The sequence below is a fragment of the Nocardioides sp. zg-DK7169 genome (genome assembly GCF_013155365.1).
Classification (GTDB): domain Bacteria; phylum Actinomycetota; class Actinomycetes; order Propionibacteriales; family Nocardioidaceae; genus Nocardioides.
In genome coordinates this window covers 228,421-249,441 of sequence record NZ_JABJRA010000005.1, presented here as the reverse complement: position 1 = coordinate 249,441, position 21,021 = coordinate 228,421, and the positions used below count along the sequence as shown (strand labels likewise).

The 21,021-nt window shown below is 74.1% G+C and carries 20 protein-coding genes; 7 read left to right on the top strand and 13 right to left on the bottom strand.

Annotation, left to right across the window (positions count from 1 at the left end; translation table 11 throughout):
• Positions 1–20 precede the first annotated feature (20 nt).
• Positions 21–1,454: a dihydrolipoamide acetyltransferase family protein gene (locus HOQ23_RS10075; RefSeq protein ID WP_172214295.1), complete on the top strand. Its 1,434-nt coding sequence runs from the start codon at positions 21–23 to the stop codon at positions 1,452–1,454.
• A 30-nt stretch (positions 1,455–1,484) separates the two neighbouring features.
• The gene (locus HOQ23_RS10070; protein ID WP_172214293.1) at positions 1,485–2,480 is read left to right on the top strand and encodes a DUF2804 domain-containing protein; all 996 of its coding nucleotides are present in this window, start codon (positions 1,485–1,487) and stop codon (positions 2,478–2,480) included.
• Between the two features lie 9 nt (positions 2,481–2,489).
• Here HOQ23_RS10070 and HOQ23_RS10065 read toward each other — a convergent pair whose 3' ends face one another.
• From HOQ23_RS10065 to HOQ23_RS10035, 7 genes are all read right to left on the bottom strand, one after another.
• Positions 2,490–2,990 carry a GNAT family N-acetyltransferase gene (locus HOQ23_RS10065; RefSeq protein ID WP_172214291.1) on the bottom strand — a complete coding sequence of 167 codons (501 nt, stop codon included), beginning with the start codon at positions 2,988–2,990 and terminating at the stop codon, positions 2,490–2,492.
• A gap of 37 nt (positions 2,991–3,027) precedes the next feature.
• The gene (locus tag HOQ23_RS10060) at positions 3,028–3,900 is read right to left on the bottom strand and encodes an SDR family oxidoreductase (RefSeq protein WP_172214289.1); all 873 of its coding nucleotides are present in this window, start codon (positions 3,898–3,900) and stop codon (positions 3,028–3,030) included.
• A 25-nt stretch (positions 3,901–3,925) separates the two neighbouring features.
• Positions 3,926–5,395 (bottom strand): carboxyl transferase domain-containing protein, encoded by a 1,470-nt coding sequence (locus HOQ23_RS10055; RefSeq protein WP_367650441.1) that lies wholly within the window; start codon positions 5,393–5,395, stop codon positions 3,926–3,928.
• Positions 5,396–5,405: 10 nt separating this feature from the next.
• Complete coding sequence (locus tag HOQ23_RS10050; RefSeq protein WP_172214285.1) at positions 5,406–5,990, bottom strand: signal peptidase I; 585 nt, start codon at positions 5,988–5,990, stop codon at positions 5,406–5,408.
• A gap of 94 nt (positions 5,991–6,084) precedes the next feature.
• Entirely contained in the window at positions 6,085–7,062 is a 978-nt protein-coding gene (locus tag HOQ23_RS10045) for an NAD-dependent epimerase/dehydratase family protein (RefSeq protein ID WP_172214283.1), read from the bottom strand.
• A 38-nt stretch (positions 7,063–7,100) separates the two neighbouring features.
• Positions 7,101–8,597: a M1 family metallopeptidase gene (locus HOQ23_RS10040; protein WP_172214281.1), complete on the bottom strand. Its 1,497-nt coding sequence runs from the start codon at positions 8,595–8,597 to the stop codon at positions 7,101–7,103.
• Positions 8,597–9,178 carry an RNA polymerase sigma factor gene (locus HOQ23_RS10035; protein WP_172214279.1) on the bottom strand — a complete coding sequence of 194 codons (582 nt, stop codon included), beginning with the start codon at positions 9,176–9,178 and terminating at the stop codon, positions 8,597–8,599. Before HOQ23_RS10035 ends, HOQ23_RS10040 begins: the two co-directional genes overlap by 1 nt.
• 56 nt (positions 9,179–9,234) lie before the next feature.
• Here HOQ23_RS10035 and HOQ23_RS20535 point away from each other — a divergent pair, with 56 nt between their 5' ends.
• Entirely contained in the window at positions 9,235–10,734 is a 1,500-nt protein-coding gene (locus tag HOQ23_RS20535) for a serine/threonine-protein kinase (protein WP_216654064.1), read from the top strand.
• A 37-nt stretch (positions 10,735–10,771) separates the two neighbouring features.
• Here HOQ23_RS20535 and HOQ23_RS10025 read toward each other — a convergent pair whose 3' ends face one another.
• Positions 10,772–11,416: a hypothetical protein gene (locus HOQ23_RS10025; RefSeq protein ID WP_172214277.1), complete on the bottom strand. Its 645-nt coding sequence runs from the start codon at positions 11,414–11,416 to the stop codon at positions 10,772–10,774.
• Positions 11,417–11,460: 44 nt separating this feature from the next.
• Between HOQ23_RS10025 and HOQ23_RS10020 the strand changes: the two genes are divergently transcribed.
• Complete coding sequence (locus tag HOQ23_RS10020) at positions 11,461–12,969, top strand: amidohydrolase family protein (protein ID WP_172214275.1); 1,509 nt, start codon at positions 11,461–11,463, stop codon at positions 12,967–12,969.
• Positions 12,970–12,987: 18 nt separating this feature from the next.
• On the opposite strand, the gene HOQ23_RS10015 is transcribed toward HOQ23_RS10020, so the two are convergent.
• From HOQ23_RS10015 to HOQ23_RS10005, 3 genes are read right to left on the bottom strand one after another with little or no spacing between them, the layout of a single operon-like run.
• The gene (locus HOQ23_RS10015) at positions 12,988–13,905 is read right to left on the bottom strand and encodes an SGNH/GDSL hydrolase family protein (RefSeq protein ID WP_172214273.1); all 918 of its coding nucleotides are present in this window, start codon (positions 13,903–13,905) and stop codon (positions 12,988–12,990) included.
• 59 nt (positions 13,906–13,964) lie between these two features.
• Positions 13,965–14,834: an SGNH/GDSL hydrolase family protein gene (locus HOQ23_RS10010; protein ID WP_172214271.1), complete on the bottom strand. Its 870-nt coding sequence runs from the start codon at positions 14,832–14,834 to the stop codon at positions 13,965–13,967.
• Between the two features lie 41 nt (positions 14,835–14,875).
• Positions 14,876–15,541, bottom strand: coding sequence for a fasciclin domain-containing protein (locus HOQ23_RS10005; RefSeq protein ID WP_172214269.1), 666 nt, complete (start codon positions 15,539–15,541; stop codon positions 14,876–14,878).
• 213 nt (positions 15,542–15,754) lie between these two features.
• Here HOQ23_RS10005 and HOQ23_RS10000 point away from each other — a divergent pair, with 213 nt between their 5' ends.
• Complete coding sequence (locus tag HOQ23_RS10000; RefSeq protein ID WP_172214267.1) at positions 15,755–16,864, top strand: ferredoxin reductase; 1,110 nt, start codon at positions 15,755–15,757, stop codon at positions 16,862–16,864.
• Between the two features lie 34 nt (positions 16,865–16,898).
• Positions 16,899–18,134 (top strand): acyl-CoA desaturase, encoded by a 1,236-nt coding sequence (locus HOQ23_RS09995; RefSeq protein ID WP_172214265.1) that lies wholly within the window; start codon positions 16,899–16,901, stop codon positions 18,132–18,134.
• A 41-nt stretch (positions 18,135–18,175) separates the two neighbouring features.
• On the opposite strand, the gene HOQ23_RS09990 is transcribed toward HOQ23_RS09995, so the two are convergent.
• The gene (locus HOQ23_RS09990) at positions 18,176–18,961 is read right to left on the bottom strand and encodes a peptidase E (protein ID WP_172214263.1); all 786 of its coding nucleotides are present in this window, start codon (positions 18,959–18,961) and stop codon (positions 18,176–18,178) included.
• Between the two features lie 78 nt (positions 18,962–19,039).
• On the opposite strand from HOQ23_RS09990, the gene HOQ23_RS09985 reads away from it, so the two are divergent.
• Positions 19,040–19,321 (top strand): hypothetical protein, encoded by a 282-nt coding sequence (locus tag HOQ23_RS09985; RefSeq protein ID WP_172214261.1) that lies wholly within the window; start codon positions 19,040–19,042, stop codon positions 19,319–19,321.
• Between the two features lie 61 nt (positions 19,322–19,382).
• Here HOQ23_RS09985 and HOQ23_RS09980 read toward each other — a convergent pair whose 3' ends face one another.
• Positions 19,383–20,999, bottom strand: coding sequence for an LVIVD repeat-containing protein (locus tag HOQ23_RS09980; RefSeq protein ID WP_172214259.1), 1,617 nt, complete (start codon positions 20,997–20,999; stop codon positions 19,383–19,385).
• Positions 21,000–21,021 lie beyond the last annotated feature (22 nt).

Genomic DNA, 21,021 nt, shown 5'->3' with positions numbered 1-21,021 from the left:
ACGTCACCGAGAGGACCCGGATGCCCGAGTACAAGCTGCCCGACGTCGGCGAGGGGCTCACCGAGGCCGAGATCGTGGCCTGGAAGGTCGCGGTCGGCGACACGGTGGCCATCAACGACGTGGTCGTGGAGATCGAGACCGCGAAGTCGCTGGTCGAGCTCCCCTCGCCGTACGCCGGGGTGGTGAGCGCGCTGCTCGTCGAGGTCGGCGAGACCGTCGAGGTCGGGACGCCGATCATCGCGATCGGGGAGCCGGCGGCCGCACCCGCGGCTCCGAGCTCCGCGCCGGTCGTCGAGGCCCGCATGGAGATCGACCTGTCCAACCCCGCGGCGAGCGGCGGCGGGGAGGGCGAGAGCCTGGTCGGGCGCAACAAGGCCGACCGCGGTCCGATGCGCCGGCCGCGCCGCGGGTCGGCCTCGCCGTCCACGCTCGCCGGCGCCGCGACCCAGATGCAGGTGCAGGGCGCCTTCTCTCCCGGCGGGGCCCAGTCCCAGGACGTCATCGAGGTCGACGAGCCGGCGGTGCCCGCCACCGCCGCGCGGGTGCCCGTCGAGCGGGTGCGGGCGCTGGCCAAGCCGCCGGTGCGCAAGCTGGCCAAGGACCTCGGGGTCGACCTCGCCGACCTCACGCCGACCGGCCCGCACGGCACGATCAGCCGCGCGGACGTCGAGGAGGCCGCCGCCGGGAACCGGATGCCGGAGAGCTACGAGGACCGCGGCGCCGGTGCGCCCGGTGTGCACCCGCTGGCCGGGGCCCGCGAGACCCGCGAGCCGATCAAGGGCGTGCGCAAGATGATGGGCAAGGCGATGGTGGAGTCGGCCTTCACGATCCCCCACGTCACCGAGTGGATCACCGTCGACGTCACCCGCACCATGGAGCTGGTCGGGCGGTTGTCCGCCCGCCGCGAGCTGCAGGGCGTCAAGGTCTCGCCGCTGCTCGTGCTAGCCCGCGCGGTGGTGCTGGCGATGCGGCGCACCCCGCAGGTGAACGCGTGGTGGGACGAGGCGGCCCAGGAGATCGTCGTCCGGGGCCACGTGAACCTCGGCATCGCGGCGGCCACGCCGCGAGGGCTGGTGGTGCCGAACATCAAGGACGCCGACGCGCTGTCGCTGCGCGAGCTCGCCGAGGAGCTGGCCGAGCTCACCGCCACCGCGCGGGAGGGACGCACCCAGCCGGCGCAGATGAGCGGCGGCACCTTCACGATCACCAACGTCGGCGTCTTCGGCGTCGACGCGGGCACGCCGCTGATCAACCCCGGGGAGTCGGCCATCCTCGCCCTCGGCGCGATCAACAAGCGCCCGTGGGTCGACGAGCACGGCGAGCTGTGCGTCCGCGACGTCACCACGCTCGCGCTCTCCTTCGACCACCGCCACATCGACGGGGCGCTCGGCTCCCGCTTCCTCGCCGATGTCGCGGGGATCCTGGAGGACCCCGCCAGCGCGCTGCTGTTCTGAGCCGCGCCCGCCAGCGTGACATCGCGGCGCGTGCCGGAGCCCGAGATCACCAGCCCCGTCGACCTGTGCCTGCCCGACGGGCGGCTCGACCCCGGGGCCGTCGGGTGGAGCCGGACGCCGCTGCACCGCGCCAACCTGCGCCGCGGGCCGGGCTGGTGGGGGCGCACCAAGCGCTGGGAGTACTGGGGCGTCGTCACCCCGACCCACGTGGTCGGCCTGGTGGTCTCCTCCCTCGACTACGCGGGCGTGCTGGGCCTCTACCTGCTGGACCGGGCGAGCGGCGCGGAGACGACGTACGACGACGTGGTGCCGCTGGCGCGCGGCGTGGTGCTGCCCGACCGCGCCGGGCTCGGCCCGGTGAGCGCGCGCGGGCCGCGCACGTCGTTCAGCTTCGACCAGGCCGAGCACGCCACCCGCCTCCAGGCCGCCGGGCCGGACGTCTCGGTCGACCTCGAGGTCGCCGTCGTGCCGGGGCAGGACAGCCTCGCCGTGGTGGTGCCGTGGAGCCGGCGCAAGTTCCAGTACACCGTGAAGGACCTCGCCCGCCCGGTCGTCGGCACCATCACCGCCCGCGGCACGACGTACGACGTGGGCGGCGCGGCGGGGGACGCGTGGGCGGTGCTCGACCACGGGCGGGGCCGCTGGCCGTACTCGATGACGTGGAACTGGGCGGCCGGCAGCGGGGCGGGCCGCGCCATCCAGCTCGGCGGGCGCTGGACCGCGGGCACGCCGCTGACCGAGAACGCGCTGCTCGTCGACGGGGACCTGCACAAGATCGGCGAGGAGCTGAGCTGGACCTACGACCGCACCGACTGGCTGCGGCCGTGGGAGATCCGCGGTGAGCGGGTGGCCGCGCAGTTCCACCCCTTCCACGAGCGGGTGGCGCGCACCAGCCTGGTGGTCCTCGCCGGGGAGACCCACCAGTGCTTCGGCCACTTCACCGGCTGGGCGAGCACCGACGACGGCGAGCGCGTCGACCTCGACGGCCTGGTCGGCTGGGCCGAGGAGGCGCGCAACCGCTGGTGACGGCCCGGCTCAGAGCTCCTTGGCCATCATCGAGACCAGCGTGCCGTCGGTGTAGGTGCGCTGCCCGACCTCCACGAAGCCGCGCTTGGCGTGGAAGGCCAGCGACGGTTCGTTGGCGGGGCGGGCGTTGACCTCGAGGGTCAGCCGTCCGCGCGCCGCGGCGTCGCGCTCGACCACGTCGTAGACGAACCCGCCCAGCCCGCGGCGGCGGAACCGCGGCGCGAACACGATCCGGTCGAGGTAGTGCAGCTCCTCGCCGTACCGCTCGGTGAACCAGGCGTAGTTCTCCGCGTCGTACGCCGAGCCGCCGTCGAAGACGATCACGAAGCCCGCCACCTGCGGGCCCTCGCCGTCGTCCACCTCGACCACGTCGGCGCGGTGCGCCCACCCCTGGATCGTCGCGAGCCGGTCGGCGTCCAGGGGCGAGAGGACGTCGACGTCGGCCTGGTTGAGCGCGAGGACGGCAGGTACGTCGCGGGGCTCGATCGGGCGCAGCAGGGGAGCGGTCACGGCCTCATTGTGCCGAGCCGGGCCCACCGCCGCCCGCTCAGGTACGCCGGCGGCTCAGGCGGGCCGCGCCCAGGGCGAGGCGGCTGGCCGTGGCGCTGGCGAGCCGGCCGGTGGCGGTGCCGCGGGGACGGCGGGGGTTCTTCAGGGCGTCGGTGCCGCCGTCGACGGTGACCACCGAGCCGACCAGCAGGCTGGCGGCGTCGGAGAGCAGGAACCCGATGAGCGCCGCGACCTCCTCGGGCCGGCCGGGGCGCTGGAGGGCGGTGGGGTAGGTGTCGGCGTAGCGCCCGAAGACCGGGTCGCGCCGCACCTCCTCGGTCATCGGGGTGGCGATCAGCCCCGGCGCGATGGCGTTGAGCCGGATGCCGGCGCGGGTCCAGTCCTTCACCTGCTCGCGCGCCCACCAGGCGAGTGCGGCCTTGCTCGCGGGGTAGGCGAACACCGCGGAGACCCCGCCCGCGGCCTCGCGCGCGGCCGTCTCGTCGCCGGCCAGGCAGGCACGCGCCAGCGCGGCGGGCCAGGCGGGCTGGCAGGTGACGGAGTTGGAGGCGAGCAGCACCACCGAGGAGAGGCTGTCCGGGGTCGAGCCCGCGACCAGCAGGTCGCGCAGCCCGGTGACCAGGTCGACGGCGCCGAAGTAGTTGACCGACACCAGCAGCCGGCTGTCCACGCCGCTGATCCCGGCGATGCCGGCGCACGGCACCACCCCGTGCAGGACGTCGGTGGCCTCGCGGACCGCGCGCACCGCGGCGTCGCGCCCGGTCGGGGTGGACAGGTCCGCGACCACCTCGGCCTCGTGGCGGTCCACCCCGATCACCCGGTGGCCCTGCTCGCGCAGGAGCGTGGTGGTGGCGGCCCCGATCCCGGAGGCCGCGCCGGTCACGACGTACGTCCTGGTGAGGGGAGTCATGGCCGGAACTGTAACGCGTTCTAGTTCATGCGTAGCGCCGCACCCGGTCGGCCGGCGCGCTCGGCCCGGTCTCGAGCAGCACCGCGAGCTCGTGCTCGAGGACGGCGCCGACCCGGCGGCAGAACTCCTCGGGCTCGTCGGCGGCGTCCGGCTTCTCCACGACCACCCGGTCCACGATCCCGAGCGCGGCCAGGTCCAGCGCCCGCACCCGCTGGGCGCGGGCCATCTCCGGGGCGTGCTCGGTGTCGCGGTACACGATCGCGCTGGCGCCCTCCGGCGGCAACGGCGAGAGCCAGGCGTGCTGGGCGGCCACCACCCGGTCCGCCGGCAGCATCGCCAGCGCGCCGCCGCCGTTGCCCTCGCCCAGCATCAGGCACAGGGTCGGCGCGTCGAGGGTGACCAGGTCGGCCAGGCAGCGCGCGATCTCGCCGGCGAGCCCGCCGTTCTCGGCCTCGGGCGACAGTGCGGCGCCCTGGGTGTCGATGACGGTCACCAGCGGGAGCCCCAGCTCGGAGGCCAGCCGCATCCCGCGCCGCGCCTCGCGCAGCGCCTCCGGGCCCATCGGCCGGTCGCGCTGCCCGCGCCGGTCCTGGCCCAGGAACACGCACGGCGCCTTGCCGAAGCTCACCAGCGCGATGAACAGCCCCGGGTCCTGCTCGCCCTGCCCGGTGCCGTTGAGGGGGACGACGTCGGAGGCGGCGTAGCGCAGCAGCCGGCGCACGCCGGGGCGGTCGGGGCGCCGCGACCGGGTGACGGCGTCCCAGGTCTCGACGTCCGGCACCGGCTCGTCGATGACCGGCGCGACCGGCTCGATCCCGTGCCGCGGCGCGAGCAGGATCCGCAGCGCGCGGTCGAGGATGTCGGCGATGTCCTCGGGGGCCACGACGGCGTCGATGATCCCGCGGGCGTAGAGGTTCTCGGCGGTCTGCACGCCCTCGGGGAACGGCTTGCCGTAGAGCGCCTCGTAGACCCGCGGGCCCAGGAAGCCGAGCAGCGCGCCCGGCTCGCCGACGGTCACGTGGCCCTGCGAGCCCCACGAGGCCATCACCCCGCCGGTGGTGGGGTGGCGCAGGTAGACCAGGTAGGGCAGGCCGGCCGCCTTGTGTGCGGCGACGGCCTGGGCGATGCGGGCCATCTGCACGAAGGCGGGGGTGCCCTCCTGCATCCGGGTGCCGCCGCTCACCGGGCCGGCCAGCAGCGGCAGGCCCTCGCGGGTGGCGCGCTCGACCGCGGTGACCAGCCGGTCGGCGGCGGCGCGCCCGATGGAGCCGGCGAGGAAGGAGAACTCGCCCATCACGACCGCGACCCGGCGGCCCTTCATCAGCCCCTCGCCGGTCAGCACCGACTCGTCCACCCCGCTCTTCTCGGCGGCTGCGGCGAGCTCGGCGGCGTACTTCTCGCTGATCTCCCTGCGCTCGGGCGGGGTGTCCCAGGAGGTCCAGGAGCCCTCGTCGAGGACCAGGTCGAGGAGCTGGGTGGCGTTGAGGCGGGTCACCCCTCGAACGCTAGGGCACCAGCGCGACCGTGCCGTGGGCAGTGGCTGACGACGTGGGGGCCGCCGCATCGTCATCTCGTGCTGGCGTCGTCCTGCGCCGCCGTGCCGCGATCCACAGGTCGAGCAGCACGGCGCCCAGCAGCAGCGCGCCGGCGCCCACGAGCAGCAGGTCGCGGTGCGGGCCGAGGGCGCCGCCGAGGCGGCCCACCTGCGGTACGGCGTACCAGACCCGCCCGCGGACCTGCTCGGCCAGCACGGGCTCGGGGTCGGCGACGGGGTTGGCGTCGCCGCGGGTGAGGAAGGCCGGCCGGCCGCCGGCGCCGACCAGGGCGGCGATCCGGTGGGTGATGAGCCTCGGTTCTCCCTCGACGGCCTCGAAGGTGATCACGTCGCCGACCCGCAGGTCCTCGGCGGCAGCGGGACGGACGACGACGATGTCGCCGGGGTCGTGGACCGGGGCCATCGACCCGGTGAGCACGGTCAGCGGGACCGAGCCGCTGAGCACCGGGACCACCACCAGCACCACGGCCAGCGCCGTGGCGGCCAGCGAGCACAGCAGGGCGACGGCGGTGCCGATACGGCGCAGGACGCTCATGGCGGGTCCTTCGGGATGGGCCGCGTGCGGGGGGAGTGCGGCGACGAGGCATCGTCCCCCAGGTGCCGCCCGGTGCGGGGCGTTTCGGCGCAGCTCACCGGGTGAGGCGCAGCACGCCCGCCTCCTCCTCGGCGGTGAGCCCGGTGGTCACGGCGTCCGGGGTCGCGCGCAGCCAGGTGAGCGTGTCGAGGCCGATCTCCGCGAGCGGTCGCAGGACGAGCCCGGCCGCCAGGGCGGGCGCGGCGTCGTGGGTCATCATCCCGTCGTACGCCGGGCGCGGCAGCCACAGCGGCAGCGAGTGCGGCCCGGCCCAGGGGCTGACCCCGACCCGCTCGAGGGATCCCTGGTCGACCCAGGTGAGCAGGGGGTCGGGGACCCCGCAGCCGGCGGCGACCTCGCCCAGCAGCACGCCCAGCGGCACCGCCGGGCCGACCGCGTCGTACACCCCGCCCACCCGCTCCTCCGCGCACCGCACGATCCACCGGGCCAGGTCGCGCACGTCGATGACCTGCACCGGGTCCTCAGGGGTGCCCGGGGCGAGCACCTCGGGGCGGGTGGGCGTCGCGGCCAGCCGCGCCGGCCAGTAGCTGAAGCGTCCGGTCGGGTCGCCGGGCCCCACGACCAGGCCGGGACGCAGGATCGTCCAGGAGGCGGCGCCGTCGCGGACCAGCTGCTCGCAGGCCACCTTGAGCGGTCCGTAGGCCTCGGCGTCGGCGCTCAGGTCGACGTCGTCGAAGCGCGGCTCGTGCAGCGGCAGGGTCTCCGGGGTGCCGTGCGGGGTGGTCTCGTCGGCGTACGCGCTGATCGAGGAGACGAAGACCTGGTGCGCATGCGGCAGCGCGGCGACGCTGCGGCGCACCCAGGAGGGCTGGCGGGCCACGTCGACGACCGCGTCCGGGCTGCCGAGGTCGGGCAGCGGCCGGTCGCGGTCGAGCACCAGGTGCCGGGCCCCGGCGGGGACGGTCCCGGAGAGCCCGCGGTTGGCGCAGGTGACCCGGTGCCCCCGCTCCACGGCCTCCTGCGCGACCGCGCGCGAGACGAACCGGGTGCCGCCGAGCACGAGGACGTCCATGACCGCACGGTGCCGGGTCCGGGGCCGACGCGCAACGCCTAGTCGAGCAGGGGCGAGTCCTCGCCGAGCAGCCAGGCGTCGAGGAGGGGGTCCACCTCGGGGCCGAGCCGCTCGACCAGCCAGGCCCGGTAGTCCTCCCGGGTGGCGGCGGCGTTGTCGCGCTCGGCCGGCCAGGCGCGGACCATCTCCCAGAAGGGCTCGTCGCCGACCAGCTCCCGCACCTCCTGCCACATCAGGGCCGGTCCGTAGTAGATGTTCGACTCCCCGAAGGCCTGCGGGTCGTAGGCGGCGGGCGGGCCCGCCGCCGCGCGCATCTGCGGCTCCCACACCGCCCACGTGTCCAGCAGCCTTGCCACCGGCATGCCCGCGGCCTCGGCCTCCCAGACCCCTTGGAGGTACATCGCCATGCCCTCGTTCATCCACACGTCGCGCCAGTCCGCGGGACTGACCTGGTTGCCGTACCAGTGGTGGGCGAGCTCGTGGACGAGCACCGGCATCGAGGTGGTGTAGGCGGTGTCGCCCAGCGTGATCATGGTCTGGGTCTCCATGCCGCTCTCGGAGTCCACGACCACCACGCCGGCGGTGTCGAACGGGTAGGGCCCCAGGCGCTCCTCCAGCCAGTCCAGCGCTGCACCGGTGCGCTGGACGCGGCGCAGCCAGCGCGGCTCGTCGGCCGGGGTCCAGTAGGTCAGCGGCACCCCGCTCGCCGACGTCGCCTCGGTCATCTCCAGCTCGCCGGTCGCGAGCGTGACGAGGTACGACGACGCCGGCTCGGCGAGGTGCCAGGTCGTCCGGGTCAGGCCGTCGGCCTCGGTGCGCGAGGTGAGCTCGCCGTTCGCGACGCCCACCCACGGGGACGGCACCGTGACGGTGATGTCGTAGAGCGCCTTGTCGGACGGCTGGTCGTTGACGGCGTACCAGGTGTGCGCGCCGTACGGCTCCTGCATCGTCCAGGTCTCGCCCTCGGCGGTGGTGTGCCAGCCGAGGGCGGCCATGTCGTGCCGGGTGGAGGGGGCCTCGGTGGGGCGCGGGGTGCCGGCGTAGTCGATCCGCAGGCGGTACCGCTCGTCGCGCTCGACCGGCAGCGACACGACGAGGTCCTTGCCGGTGTGCTCGTGCGCGACCTTCGCGCCGCCGGCGTGCACCTGCTCCACCTCGAGGTCCGGCGCCAGGTCCAGGCGCACCGTCTCGGCGGTGTCCGCCGCGCGGAAGGTCAGCACCTCGCGGCCGGTCAGGGTGCGGGCCCGCGGGTCCCAGTCGAGGGTGAGGTCGTAGTGCAGGGCGTCGACGCCGGGGTCGCCCATGTCGGGGTAGACCGAGTCCTCCACCGGCTGGCTCAGCGCGAGGTCGTGACCGGTCGCGCCCGGCGAGGGCGTCGTCGGGGTCGAGGGAGCGGAGGGAGTCGGCGGTGCCGGGGCGGCGGAGGGCTGCGACGGCTCGTCGTCGGCCTCGGTGCAGCCGGCGAGCAGCAGTGCGCCGCTCAGCGTCAGCGCCGCTGCGCGGGTGAGCGCCCGCCGGTGCCCCCGCACTCCCATCACTCGCCCCGCAGCAGCGGGCGCACCAGGCGACGGCCGTGGTGGATCTGTGCCTTGACGGTGCCCAGCGGGGCGCCGGTCAGGGCGGCGATCTCGTCGTAGGCCATCCCGTAGACGTCGCGCAGCAGCAGCGGCTCGACGTACTGCGGGTGCTCGCGCTCGAGGGTCTCCATCGCCTCCAGCAGGTCCAGGCGGGTGCCGGCGATGACGCTGGTGGTGCGCGGGTCCGGGCGGTCGGCGCCCAGGCCCTCCTGCGGGTCGCGCGGGGTCGCCTGGTTCTTCAGGCGGCGGTACGTCGTGCGCGCGCTGTTGAGCGCCACGACGTGCAGCCAGGTGGTGAACCGGCCGCGGCCGTTCCAGGAGCCGACCTTGTGGGCGACGTTGATCAGCGCCTCCTGGCAGGCGTCCTCGGCGTCGGCGGAGTGCGGCAGCACGCCGCGGCACACCGCCAGGGTGCGCGGGCGGACGGCGCGCAGCAGCGCGTCGAGGGCCTCGCGGTCGCCGTCCTGGGCGCGCCGGGCGAGCGCGTCGATCTCGTCGGGGGTCCTCGCCTCCCCGTCGTAGCGGTGCTCGTGCTCCATCAGCGCCCGTTTCTCCCAGTCGTGCCGCGGTCGTCCAACATAATGATGGCGTGTCGATGCCCAGCCGTCTCGGTCGTTACGTCGTGCGCCGGCGGATCGGTGCCGGCGGGTTCGCGACCGTGTGGCTGGCCTACGACGAGCAGCTGGACTCCCCGGTCGCGGTGAAGGTGCTCGCGGAGAACTGGACCGAGGACCACCACGTGCGCCGTCGGTTCCTGGAGGAGGGCCGCTACCTGCGCCGGGTCGACTCCCCGCACGTGGTGCGCGTCTACGACGCCGGCGAGCTCGACGACGGCCGTCCCTACCTGGTGATGACCTACGCCGACCAGGGCACGCTCGCCGACCGCCTCGAGGTCGACGGGCTGAGCGCGGCGCAGGCGCTGGAGGTCGTGTGCCAGGTCGCGGCCGGCCTGTCCGCGCTGCACGAGGCCGGGATCCTGCACCGCGACGTGAAGCCGGCCAACGTGCTGTTCCGCACCCGCGCGGGACGGGGCGCCGAGGCACCGCAGGTGGTCGCGATGGTCGCCGACCTCGGCCTCGGCAAGACCCTGGACGTGTCCTCGCGCCTCACGATGGTGGCCGGCACGCCGTCCTTCGTGGCGCCCGAGCAGGCCCAGGGCGAGCCGCTCGACGCCCGCGCCGACCAGTACTCCCTGGGCGCGCTGACCTACCTGCTGCTCGCCGGGCGCGCGCCGTACCCCCACGCGACGCTGCAGGCCGCCGCGCACCCCCCGACGCTGCCCCCGCTCTCCACCGCCGAGCGGCCCTACCCCGACGCCGTCGACGCGGTCGTGCGTCGCGCGCTCGCGCCGGAGCGCGAGCAGCGCTGGCCCGACGTGGAGGCCTACGTCGCGGCGCTCGCCGCTGCGCTGGAGCCGGTGGTGGCCGCGGCGCCCGGGGCCTCGCAGCCGTGGCTGCCGCTGGACCCCGACCTCACCCAGGCCGGGGCGCGCCCCGACCCACCGGCAGCAGCGCCAGCCCCCGCGCCGCAGCCGCCCACCCGGGGCGACGCCGCGTGGCCGCGGGGCGGGCGCCGGGTGCTCGTGGGCGTCGGCGGCCTGCTGGCCCTCGCGGCGGGCGCCGTGGGCGGCGTGGTGTGGGCGGACGACGCCGATCCGGCGGGCGTCAGCCTCGACGACGTCGGCGGGACCCTGAGCGTGACGGTGCCGGCGCACTGGAACCGCGCGGTGGCCGACGACGGCTGGGTGCCGCCCAACGACGACGCCGAGCAGCCGGCGCTCTCGGTCGGCACCAGCCCGACCTGGCACGACCCCGGCGGCGCCGGGCAGGGCGTCTTCATCGGCCTGCTGCCCGGCACCGAGCTCCCCGTCCAGCTGCCGCAGCACCCCGAGTGCGCCTCCACCGGCTCCCCCCAGGACGACCGGATGGACGGCGACCCGTCGCGGACGGTGGTCCACCAGGACTGCCCGGCCGGGGTCACCGTCGAGCGCGTCGTCCAGGTCACCGGCGACCAGCTGCTCTGGGTCCAGATCCGCAGCGCCGACCGGGCCACCGCCGCCCGCGTCCTGGACTCCGTGGTCGCCCACGGGATGTGACCCCGGTCGGGGGCGAGCCCGACCGGGGGGGGCGGGGTCAGTGGCGGGCGGAGGCGAGGACGTGCTCGAGCAGGTCGGCCATACCGGTGCGGTCGACCTCGCGGCCGGTGACGGCGACGCCGACCTGGGCGGTGGTGGTCCCGAGGGTGCTGTAGCGCTCCATCAGCACCCGGCGGTACCCGTCCTGGAGGTAGGTCGCGACGAAGCCGTCCTCGGTCTCGGCCTCCACCGTCACCGCCTCCATGTTGCCGTCGCGCTCGGCGGCGCGCAGGGCGGCGATCCGGGCGCCACTGGCCACCGAGGTGGAGATCCGCTGGCCGCCGAGCAGGGTGACGCGCAGCAGGTAGGTCGGGATCGGGTTGTCCGGCCGACTGAAGTTCCACGCCGCCCCCGGCTCGACCGCGACCCGCAGCCAGCTCCGCGGCGCCGAGATGCTCACCCGCTCCCCGGCCTCGCGCAGGGTCATCCGCTCCAGCGCGACGTCCGCGGGGAGCGGGGCCACCCCGGGGTCGGGACGCACGTCGTACTCGTTGACGGGGTAGGACGGCGAGGCCGCCGGGACCGGGAGCGCGGCGAAGGACGCCGGCGGGTCGTCCGCGCCGAGCACCCGCTGCCCCGCGTAGCCCCCGCCGACCCCGAGCAGGCCGAGGCAGAGGAGGAACCCGAGCACCCGCGCCGACATGGGCGTCACCGTAGCGCCAGCGCCGCGCGGCCTAGGCTTCGCAGGTGAGCAGTCTCCTGATCCGCAACACCCGTCCGGTACCCCTGCGACCGGACGAGCGGGCGCCCGATCGTCCCGTCGACGTGCTCGTCGAGCTCGGGTCGGTCACCGCCGTCGGGCCCGGCCTCGCGCGCCCGCAGGGCGTCGAGGAGATCGACGCCGGCGGGCGCTGGGTGATCCCCGGCCTGTGGGACCAGCACCTGCACATGACCCAGTGGACGCTGGCCTCCCAGCGCCTCGACCTCTCCTCGGCCCGCTCGCCGGAGGAGGCGCTGAACCTGGTGTGCGCGCGCATCGCCGAGCGCCCCGGCGAACCGGTCATCGGCTGGGGGCACCGGGCCGGCACCTGGGACCGTGAGGTCACCGTCTCCGAGCTCGACGCGGTCTCCGGCGACATCCCCGTCGTGCTGATGAGCGGCGACGGCCACCACGGCTGGCTCAACACCACCGCGCTGATGCACCTGGCGCTGCCGGTGCGCGACTCCGTGGTCCGCGAGACCGAGTGGTTCGCGACCTACCCGCGCCTGGGGACCCTGGGCGGGGCCGACGAGACCTCGCCCGCGGCGTTCCGGCGTGCGCTGGACGCCGCGGCCGCGCTGGGCGTGGCGGGGATCGTCGACCTCGAGTTCAGCGGCACCCCCGAGGACTGGGCCACCCGCTGGGCCGAGGGCTGCGACCGGCTGCGGGTGCGCTGGGGGTCCTACGCCTCGACGCTGGAGCGGGTCATCGCGGCCGGGCTGCGCACCGGCGACCCGCTGCCGGGCTGCGACGACCGGGCCACGATGGGCCCGCTCAAGATCATCAGCGACGGCTCGCTCAACACCCGCACGGCGTGGTGCTGCGAGCCGTACGGCGACGCGCAGCGCCTGGAGTACCCCTCCGGCCAGCCCAACCAGTCCCCGGAGGAGCTGCGCGCACTGCTCACCCGGGCGACCGGTGCCGGCCTCGAGGTCGCCACCCACGCCATCGGCGACGCCGCGGCGGCCGACGCGCTCAGCGCGTACGCCGAGACCGGCGCCCGCGGCTCGATCGAGCACGCCCAGATGATGCGCCGTGAGGACATCACCCGGATGGCGCGGCTCGGGCTGCGCGCGAGCGTGCAGCCGGCCCACCTGCTCGACGACCGCGACCTCACCGACCGGATCTGGGGGGACCGCTCGGCGCGCTGCTTCGCGTTCCGCTGGATGCTCGACGACGGCGTCGAGCTGGCGATGGGCTCCGACGCGCCCGTCTCCCCGCTCGACCCGTGGCTGGCCATCGCCGCGGCCGTGCACCGCAGCGCCGACGAGCGCGCGCCCTGGCACCCCGAGCAGGCGCTGACCCCGCAGGAGGCGCTGGCCGCGTCGGTCGACGGGCAGCCGAGCGTGCGGGTCGGCTCCCGTGGCGACCTCGCCCTGCTCGACCGCGACCCGCTGGCGACGGGAGCCGACACCGCCGAGACCGGCGCCCTGCTGCGCGGCACCAGCGTGGGGCTCACCGTCGTCGGTGGCCTGGTGGTGCACCGGGACCTCTGAGGCCAGGCCCCCCCGGGCTCAGTCGCGCTCGAGGGCGTCCAGCACGAGGCGCGCCGCGGCCCGCTGGCCGGCCTCCAGCGGGTGGTAGGCCAGGGCGTGGCCGGGCACCGTGGCGCGCCCGTTGACCCACGGGCGGTCCGAGCAGATGTCGTGGCCCTCGCTGGCGGCGTACAGGTCGACGTACGCGACGCCGGCGCTGCGGGCGACCCGCCGCTCCACGTCGGCGAGGCGGCGGTTGAGCCCGGCCGCCAGGGCGCGGTCGCCGCGCGCGAGCGGCAGCAGCTCGGGACACGAGGCGGCCGGCGGGATCACCCGGGGATAGCCGACCACCACGATCTCGGCGCGCGGGGCGCGCTCGCGCACCTGCTCGATGCTCGCGCGCAGCCGCTCGCCGATGGTCGCGAGGTTGTCCTGGAGCTCCGCGCCGCCGTCCTCGCCGTACCGCTCGGTGCAGGGGGCACCGTCGGGGTCGTCGGCGCCGAGCTCGGCGCAGCGCACCAGCGTCGCGAAGACCTCGAAGTCATTGCCGCCGATCCCCATCGTGACCAGGTCGGTGTCGCGGTCCACGGCGCGCAGCTGCGCGGGCACGGTGCCGGCGAAGGTGCGCTGCGGGCCGGTGAGGTTGCCGGTCTCGGCGCCGCCGCAGCTGCGGTCCTCCAGCTCCGCACCGAGGGCCTCGGCGACCAGGGTCGGGTAGTTGCGCGTCGAGCGCAGGCACCCGTCCGCGACCGCCGGGGCGGTGATGAGGGGCGCGGCGGTGAAGGAGTCCCCGAGCGCGACGTAGGAACCGACGCGCGACGGCTCCTCGGGCTGGACCGGCAGCGACGGGGTGCTGCTGGGGGTCGGGGCCTGCTCGGCGAGCTCCTCGACCTCGCTGCTCTCGTCGCTGCAGCCCGCCACCGCGGTGGCGAGCGCCAGGGCGAGGAGGGGGGCCACGAGGGAGCGGGCGGTCCGGCGGGGCCGGGAGGCGGAACGGGTACGGCGGCGCTGCGAGGTCACAACAGGTCCAGTACCCGGTCGGCCACCTCGCGCTCGTAGACCGCGAACGGGTGGAAGGCCAGCGCCGCCTCCGGGTCGCTCGCCGCCCCGTTGACCCACGGCTCGGCCGCGCAGATGTCGTGGCCCTCGCTGGCCGCCCACATGTCGACGAAGTCGAAGCCCGCGCGGGAGGCGGCGTCGGCCACCGCGTCGTTCAGCTCGGCGTTGAGCCCGCGCGCCCAGGCGTAGTCGCCGGGCGCGATCGGCAGCCGGTCCGGGCAGCTGCCCTGCGCCGGGAGGAGCTGGGGGTAGCCCACGGCGATCACCTCCGCCTCCGGCGCGCGCTCGCGGATCTCGGCGAACGCCGCGTCCAGGTTGGTGCGGACCGTCTGGAGCCGGGCCGCCATCGGCACCGGCTGCGCGGAATCCTGGAGGGTGCACGGCGTACCGGTGGGGTCGGCGGCGCCGAGGCTCGCGCAGTAGCCGAAGAGCAGCGAGGCGACGTCCTCGTCGTTGCCGCCGATGCCGACGGTGATCACGTCGGTGTCGGGGTCGACGGCGTCGAGCTGCGGCGGGTGGGCGTTGCCGAAGACCGTCTGGGTCCCGGTGAGGTCGGCGGTGCGCGCCCCCGAGCAGCTCACGTCGACCAGCTCGAGCCCGGCCTCCTGCGCGACCAGCGAGGGGTAGTTGTGGTCCGAGCGCAGGCAGCCGCCGGCGTGGTCGTTGGTCGGGATCAGCGGACCGGAGGTGAAGGAGTCGCCGAGGGCGACGTAGGTCGGGTCCTCCTCCTCGGCGCACCCGGCCGCCGCCACCCCGAGGAGGAGCAGCAGCACGGCCGCGGCCCGGAGGCCGCGGCCGTGCCGCTGTCGTGCGCGCTGCGCGTCCACGGGGACGACGCTACGGGGCGCGTGGGGGTGGAGCGCCTGCGTCAGGGCAGGTCGATCGGGCGCAGGACCCGGTTGATGCCGTGGCCGATCTGCTTGTTGCCCTTGTTGATGTCGAGCGTGATCACCTGCGGGTTGGCGTCGTTCTTGTCGAGGTCGACGAGGAGGACCTTGGTCTTCTTGCCCTTGCCCTTCACGTCGACCTTGACCTGCTGACCGAGGGCGGTGGTGACCTTGGCGCCGTCGGAGGCCAGGACCTTCTTGCTGGTCAGGGTCTTGCCCGCGACGACGTGGTAGAGCAGCACCGCCTCGAGGGTGTCGACGTCGGCGACCGACGCCAGGGCGTTGAACGTCGCGCGCTCGGTCTTCGGCGCGCTGCCGCTGACGTCCTTGACCAGCGCCCGGAACGCCGCGTCGGTCGGGAGGAAGGCGGTGGCCCGCTTGCCGCCCTGGGTGAGCAGCTTGACCGCACTGTCCGGCTTTGCCTCGAGCACGGCGAGCACGCCCTTCTCGAGGATGTCGAAGTCCTTCCAGTTCTTGTCGAACTTGTTGCCGTCGGCCGCGAGCACCTTGGCCAGGCTCTTGTTGCCGGCCTTGCGCTCGGTGGTGGCGTCGGCGTGGGCGGCGGGCATCACGGCGGTGCTGGCGAGTGCTGCGGTGACCACGCCGCTCAGGGCGAGCTTCCACGTGGTGGAGACGGTGCGCTTCATGGTGCGGTTTCCCTCCGTTGTCGGTGCACGGGGCACGGTGCTGGCCGGGGGCGGTCAGCCACCGCGGTGTTTCTCGAGTTGTTCGGCGCAGCGGCGCGGGCGGATGGTGCCGGAGAGTGATCTGTTCAACATTGTGCGAGCCGAACAAGGAATTGCCTGCGGTTCACGTGGGAGGGACAGGACTTTGCACCCCGGTCGGGGGAGGATGGGGGCATGGTCAGCCTCACCGATCCCAGCTCCGGTCGCACCAGGTCCCTGCGCGGGACTCTGCGACGGGTCGCCGAGGCAGCCGTCACGCCGCTCGAGCTCGACGACGTCCTCGACGTCTTCCACCCGCTGCGTGCCGGCGCGCCGCTGCGCGGCAAGGTCGTCGAGGTCCGCCCCGAGACCGCCGGCTCGGCCACCCTCCTGATCCGCCCCGGCCGCGACTGGGCCGGGCACCAGCCCGGGCAGTTCGTGCGCGTCGGGGTCGAGGTCGACGGGGTCCGCCTGTGGCGCACCTACTCGCTGACCCACGGCCCGCGCGCCGACGGCTGCATCTCGATCACCGTCAAGGCGATCGAGGGCGGCGCGGTCTCCATGCACCTGGTCCACCGGGTTCGTCCCGGCACGATGCTCCAGCTCGGCCAGGCCGAGGGCGACTTCGTGCTCGGCGACCCCGCCCCGGGCAAGCTGCTGCTGGTCACTGCCGGCTCGGGCATCACCCCGGTGATCGGGATGCTGCGCAACCTGTTCTCCCGCGCCGAGCCGGTGCGCTCCGACATCGTGCTGCTGCACTCTGCGCAGACCCGCGACTCGGTGCTGTTCGGCGCGGAGCTGCGCGGGTACGCCGACCGTGGCCTGATCCGCCTCGTCGAGCTGCACACCACCGTCACCGGTCGCCTCGAGGTCGACGACCCCGAGCGCGGCCTGGGCGCCCTGGTCCCCGACCTCGCCGAGCGCACGACGTACGCCTGCGGGCCGGCGGGGCTGCTCGACGCGCTCGCCGAGCACCACGACGCGCTCGGGCTGCCGCTGTCGGTGGAGCGTTTCCGCACCGACCTGATCACTCCCGGGGAGGGCGGCTCGGTCGTCTTCGCCGGTTCCGGGACCACCGTCGAGATGGACGGTGCCACCACGATCCTCGACGCCGCCGAGGACGCCGGCGTGCTGATGCCGAGCGGATGCCGGATGGGCATCTGCTTCGGCTGCGTGCTGCCGCTGCGCGAGGGCGCCGTGCGCGACCTGCGCAACGGCGAGGTGACCACCGCCGCCCCCGGCGACGGCGTCCGCATCCAGACCTGCATCAGTGCCGCTGCCGGCGCCTGCCACATCGACCACTGACCACCACTCGATTCCACCCGCGAGGAGTCCTTCGATGACCGCCATCACCAAGAAGCCCGTCAACCCGATCGCCCACCTGAGCCCCGAGGACATCGAGGACATCGGGCGCGAGCTCGACGCGATCCGCCAGGACATCCTCGAGGCCCGCGGTGAGAGCGACGCGGCGTACATCCGCGGGATGGTGGCCTTCCAGCGCCGCCTCGAGCTGGGCAGCCGCGCGGTGCTGCTCGCCAGCGCCTTCCCGCCCGCCTGGGTCGCCGGCACCGTCGGCCTCAGCGTCGCCAAGATCCTCGAGAACATGGAGATCGGCCACAACGTCATGCACGGCCAGTGGGACTGGATGCGTGACCCGAAGATCCACTCCACGACGTGGGAGTGGGACAACGCCTCCACCGCCGAGGGCTGGAAGCACAGCCACAACGAGGTCCACCACACCTACACGAACATCGTGGGCAAGGACAACGACCTCGGCTGGGGCATCATGCGCATGGACGAGGACCAGCGCTGGCACCCGATGTACCTCGCCCAGCCGCTGCTGAACTTCATCAACGCCTGCTTCTTCGAGTACGGCATCGCCGCCTACGACCTCGAGCTCGGCAAGAACCTGCGCATCCCCAAGGAGCGCCGCAGCGAGACGTTCAAGAAGAACGCCAAGAACACCCTGCGCAAGATCCGCAAGCAGGCCACCAAGGACTACCTGGTGCACCCGGCGATGTCGATCCCGACCGGCTCGTTCGTGCCGACCCTGGCCGCGAACTTCACCGCCAACCTGGTGCGCAACCTGTGGTCGCACTCGGTGATCATGTGCGGTCACTTCCCCGAGGGCGTCGAGACCTTCGAGAAGAAGTCGATCCCGGAGAAGGAGACCCGCGGCGAGTGGTACGTGCGCCAGATGCTCGGCTCCGCGAACATCTCGGGCTCCAAGGCCATGCACATCATGACCGGCAACCTCTCCCACCAGATCGAGCACCACCTGTTCCCGGACCTGCCGTCCAACCGGTACGCCGAGATCGCGCCGAAGGTGAAGGCGCTGTTCGCCAAGTACGACCTGAACTACCACGAGGCCCCGCTGCCCGCCCAGGTCGCGAGCGCCTGGCACAAGGCGGTCCGGCTCTCGCTGCCCAACGGCTGGCTGGCCACCACCAACGTCAAGAACGCCCCCCAGCAGCTGAAGCTGCTCTGGGCGATGAGCACCAAGGGCGCCAAGGTCCGCCGTGCCGCCCAGGCCCGCCTGCAGCAGCAGGAGCGCAAGCTGGTGAAGGCGGCCTGAGGGTCGCCCCCCCCGGGCTTGAGCTGCGAGGTCGCCTCGCCCTACGGCCCCAGCAGCCGTACGGCGAGGGGCTCCTCGACCGCGCCTCCGGCGCCGTCGGGGCGCACCCGGGTTCGGAACGCCCGGCCGCCGGGTCGCTCGGAGACCGCCTCGACGAGCTCGCCGTCGCGCCACAGCAGTGCGACCCCGTCGTCGAGCGCCCAGCCGGCGGGCAGCGCGCCGGACGCGACGAACGAGCGGTAGGAGCGCTCCCGCTCGGCCTCGCCGTCGTAGTGCGGGCACGCCGAACCGGGCAGCAGCCCGAGGCCGTCGGCCAGGGGTGCGAGGGTGCCGCAGGAGTCGGTGGAGCAGCCCTCGAACCAGCAGTTCATCCCGGCGCTGATCCCGGCCACCACGACGCCCGCGGCGAGCGCCTCGCGCAGCACGGCGTCCAGGCCGTGCAGGCGCCACAGGGCCAGCAGGTTGAGCGTCGAGCCGCCGCCGACGTACACCACGTCCTGGTCCAGCACGTGCTCGCGGACGCTGCGCCCGCCCAGGGACCCGAGCCCGAACAGCTCCAGCGTGCTGGTCTCCGCGCGCCCGGCGAAGGCGGCGTGGAAGCGGGCGACGTAGTCCGCGGAGTCGCCGCTGGCGGTCGGCACGAAGCAGACCCGCGGCAGGCCGCCGGCGCCGCGCGGCGTCGCCACCAGGGAGAGCAGCAGGTCGTCGAGGGCGGAGTCGCTGCCGTCCGGGGCGCCGGCCTCCGCCGGCATCGAGAAGCCGCCCCCGCCCAGGGTGAGGATCGTGCCGCTCGTCGTGCTGCCCCGAGTCGTGCGGTCCCGTGTCATGCGCCCATCCAAGCAGCCGGCGCCCGGCGGTGCGGGCACCGTCGGTGGCGGGGCCTAGGCTCAGCGCGTGAGGCGACGATGAGCAAGATGGACGCGCTGCGAGCGATGCGCGAGGCGAAGTACGAGGCAGCCCAGAAGGCCGCAGGCGGCGCGACCCCGCGGCGTGCGACGGCCGCCGCGGCGGACGCGAAGCCGGCGGCCAAGGCTGCCAAGGCGAAGCCTGCCAAGGCGACCAAGGTCGCCCAGCAGGCCGAGACCCCCGCCGAGGGCGCCGAGGAGCTGTGCGGGCACCGCAACATGAGCGGGCGCACCTGCACCCGCGAGCACGGCCACGCGGCCAAGTCGCACCGCTACTCCTGACCCCGCACATGCCGCCGGGCCGGCACCTCCACGTGGGAGGCGCCGGCCCGGTCGGGGTGGATCAGTTGTTGTAGTAGGGCTGCGACTGCGGGTTGAAGACGTCCATGCGGACCTTCTTCGCGTCGCGGACGCGCTTGTCGTCGAGCTCGAGGACGTCGAAGCCCTGCTGGATGTCGTTGCTGTAGATGCGGCCGTTGTACCAGTACGCCGACCAGGAGCCACCGGTGATCAGCTCGGTGTCGGAGAGCGGACCCCGGTCGAACCAGGCGATCTCCTTGGGCTTGCGCGAGTTGGTGAAGTCGAAGACCGAGATGCCGCCCTGGTACCAGGCCTGGACCATGATGTCCTTGCCCTTGACCGGGATCAGCGAGCCGTTGTGGGCCACGCAGTTCTCGGTGGCGGCCTGCGGACGCGGGATCTTGTAGTAGCTGCGGAACGCCAGCTTCGGGGTGCCCTTGCCGGCCTTCTTGCCCGCCTTGCCGTTCTTCTTGCCACCGACGATGTCGTAGATGGCGTTGGCGCCCTTGGTGCGTCCGGTCTCCGGGTTGCAGGTCGGCGCGCCGCCGCCACCGAGCTCGTCGGTGAAGACGACCTTGGTCGCCTTGTTGTTGAAGGTGGCGGAGTGCCAGAAGGAGAAGTTCTCCTCGTCGCGGACCTGCTCGATCACCTTCGGGGCCTTGCGGTCGGAGATGTCGAGCAGGATGCCGTCACCCATGCAGGCGCCGGCGGCGATGTCCTTGGAGGGGTACGCCGTGATGTCGTGGCAGCCGGTGGTCGGGCGCGAGTAGCCCTCACCCGGGTTGCCGCCGTCGGGGAAGAGCACCGGCGCGGCGACCAGCGAGCTGGAGCCGGGGTCCTTCACCGGCACCTTGACGATGCTGATCTTGTCGTGCGGCGGCTGGCAGTCGGGGAACGTCTCGTTGGGGGAGTAGGAGGAGACGTACACGAAGAGGTTGCGCCCGCGCTTGTCGGGAGCCAGCGTGTGGGTGTGCGAGCCGCAGGCGGTCTCGACCGCGGCGACGTACTGCGGGGACTCCGGGTCGCTGATGTCGAAGACGCGGATGCCCTCCCAGGCCTCCTTCTGCTGCGCCGAGAGCGCCGTGCTGCTGCACGAGTCGTCGCTGCGGCTGGAGTCGACGGAGAGGACCAGCAGGTCGCCGTAGACCGAGATGTCGTTCTGCGAGCCCGGGCAGACGACCTGCGACACGATCCGCGGGTGCTTGGCCCGGGAGAGGTCGTAGACCATGAAGCCGTTGTAGTTGCCGGCGAAGGCGTACTTGCCCTTGAACGCCAGGTCGGAGTTGAGCGCCGAGACGTCGGCGAAGGCGCCCTGCTTGGGGATGTTGGCGACCAGCGAGAGGTTGTCGCTGCTGTCGGTCTCGCCCGGCTTCAGCGCCCGCGCCGGGGTGCGGAGCATCGAGAAGTCGTTGCCGGGGATGTCGCAGGCGGCGACGAAGTTGTCGCCGAGCGCCGCGAGCTCCTTGCGCTCCTCGGCGCTGCAGCTGCCGGCGCTGGAACGGGAGGTGGTGCCCTTCTCCTCTCCGTGGTCGTCGCCGTCGTGTGCGACGGCGGGCGCTGCGGCGAGCGCGAGGGCCAGGCTGAGGGAGCCGGCCGCTGCGGCGGCGAACCGGCGCCAGGGGCGAGATGACGGGGGTCCGCTACGAGGAGTTCTGTTCATGGGCCCGAGAACCTTTCGTGAT

Excerpts from the sequence above, each read along its gene's own strand:
- HOQ23_RS10075 (WP_172214295.1), top strand. The coding sequence starts at position 21 with ATGCCCGAGTACAAGCTGCCCGACGTCGGCGAGGGGCTCACCGAGGCC.
- HOQ23_RS10060 (WP_172214289.1), bottom strand. The coding sequence starts at position 3,900 with ATGACTCCCCTCACCAGGACGTACGTCGTGACCGGCGCGGCCTCCGGG.
- HOQ23_RS10050 (WP_172214285.1), bottom strand. The coding sequence starts at position 5,990 with ATGAGCGTCCTGCGCCGTATCGGCACCGCCGTCGCCCTGCTGTGCTCG.
- HOQ23_RS10045 (WP_172214283.1), bottom strand. The coding sequence starts at position 7,062 with ATGGACGTCCTCGTGCTCGGCGGCACCCGGTTCGTCTCGCGCGCGGTC.
- HOQ23_RS10040 (WP_172214281.1), bottom strand. The coding sequence starts at position 8,597 with ATGGGAGTGCGGGGGCACCGGCGGGCGCTCACCCGCGCAGCGGCGCTG.
- HOQ23_RS10035 (WP_172214279.1), bottom strand. The coding sequence starts at position 9,178 with ATGGAGCACGAGCACCGCTACGACGGGGAGGCGAGGACCCCCGACGAG.
- HOQ23_RS20535 (WP_216654064.1), top strand. The coding sequence starts at position 9,235 with ATGCCCAGCCGTCTCGGTCGTTACGTCGTGCGCCGGCGGATCGGTGCC.
- HOQ23_RS10025 (WP_172214277.1), bottom strand. The coding sequence starts at position 11,416 with ATGTCGGCGCGGGTGCTCGGGTTCCTCCTCTGCCTCGGCCTGCTCGGG.
- HOQ23_RS10005 (WP_172214269.1), bottom strand. The coding sequence starts at position 15,541 with ATGAAGCGCACCGTCTCCACCACGTGGAAGCTCGCCCTGAGCGGCGTG.
- HOQ23_RS10000 (WP_172214267.1), top strand. The coding sequence starts at position 15,755 with ATGGTCAGCCTCACCGATCCCAGCTCCGGTCGCACCAGGTCCCTGCGC.
- HOQ23_RS09995 (WP_172214265.1), top strand. The coding sequence starts at position 16,899 with ATGACCGCCATCACCAAGAAGCCCGTCAACCCGATCGCCCACCTGAGC.
- HOQ23_RS09990 (WP_172214263.1), bottom strand. The coding sequence starts at position 18,961 with ATGACACGGGACCGCACGACTCGGGGCAGCACGACGAGCGGCACGATC.
- HOQ23_RS09985 (WP_172214261.1), top strand. The coding sequence starts at position 19,040 with ATGAGCAAGATGGACGCGCTGCGAGCGATGCGCGAGGCGAAGTACGAG.
- HOQ23_RS09980 (WP_172214259.1), bottom strand. The coding sequence starts at position 20,999 with ATGAACAGAACTCCTCGTAGCGGACCCCCGTCATCTCGCCCCTGGCGC.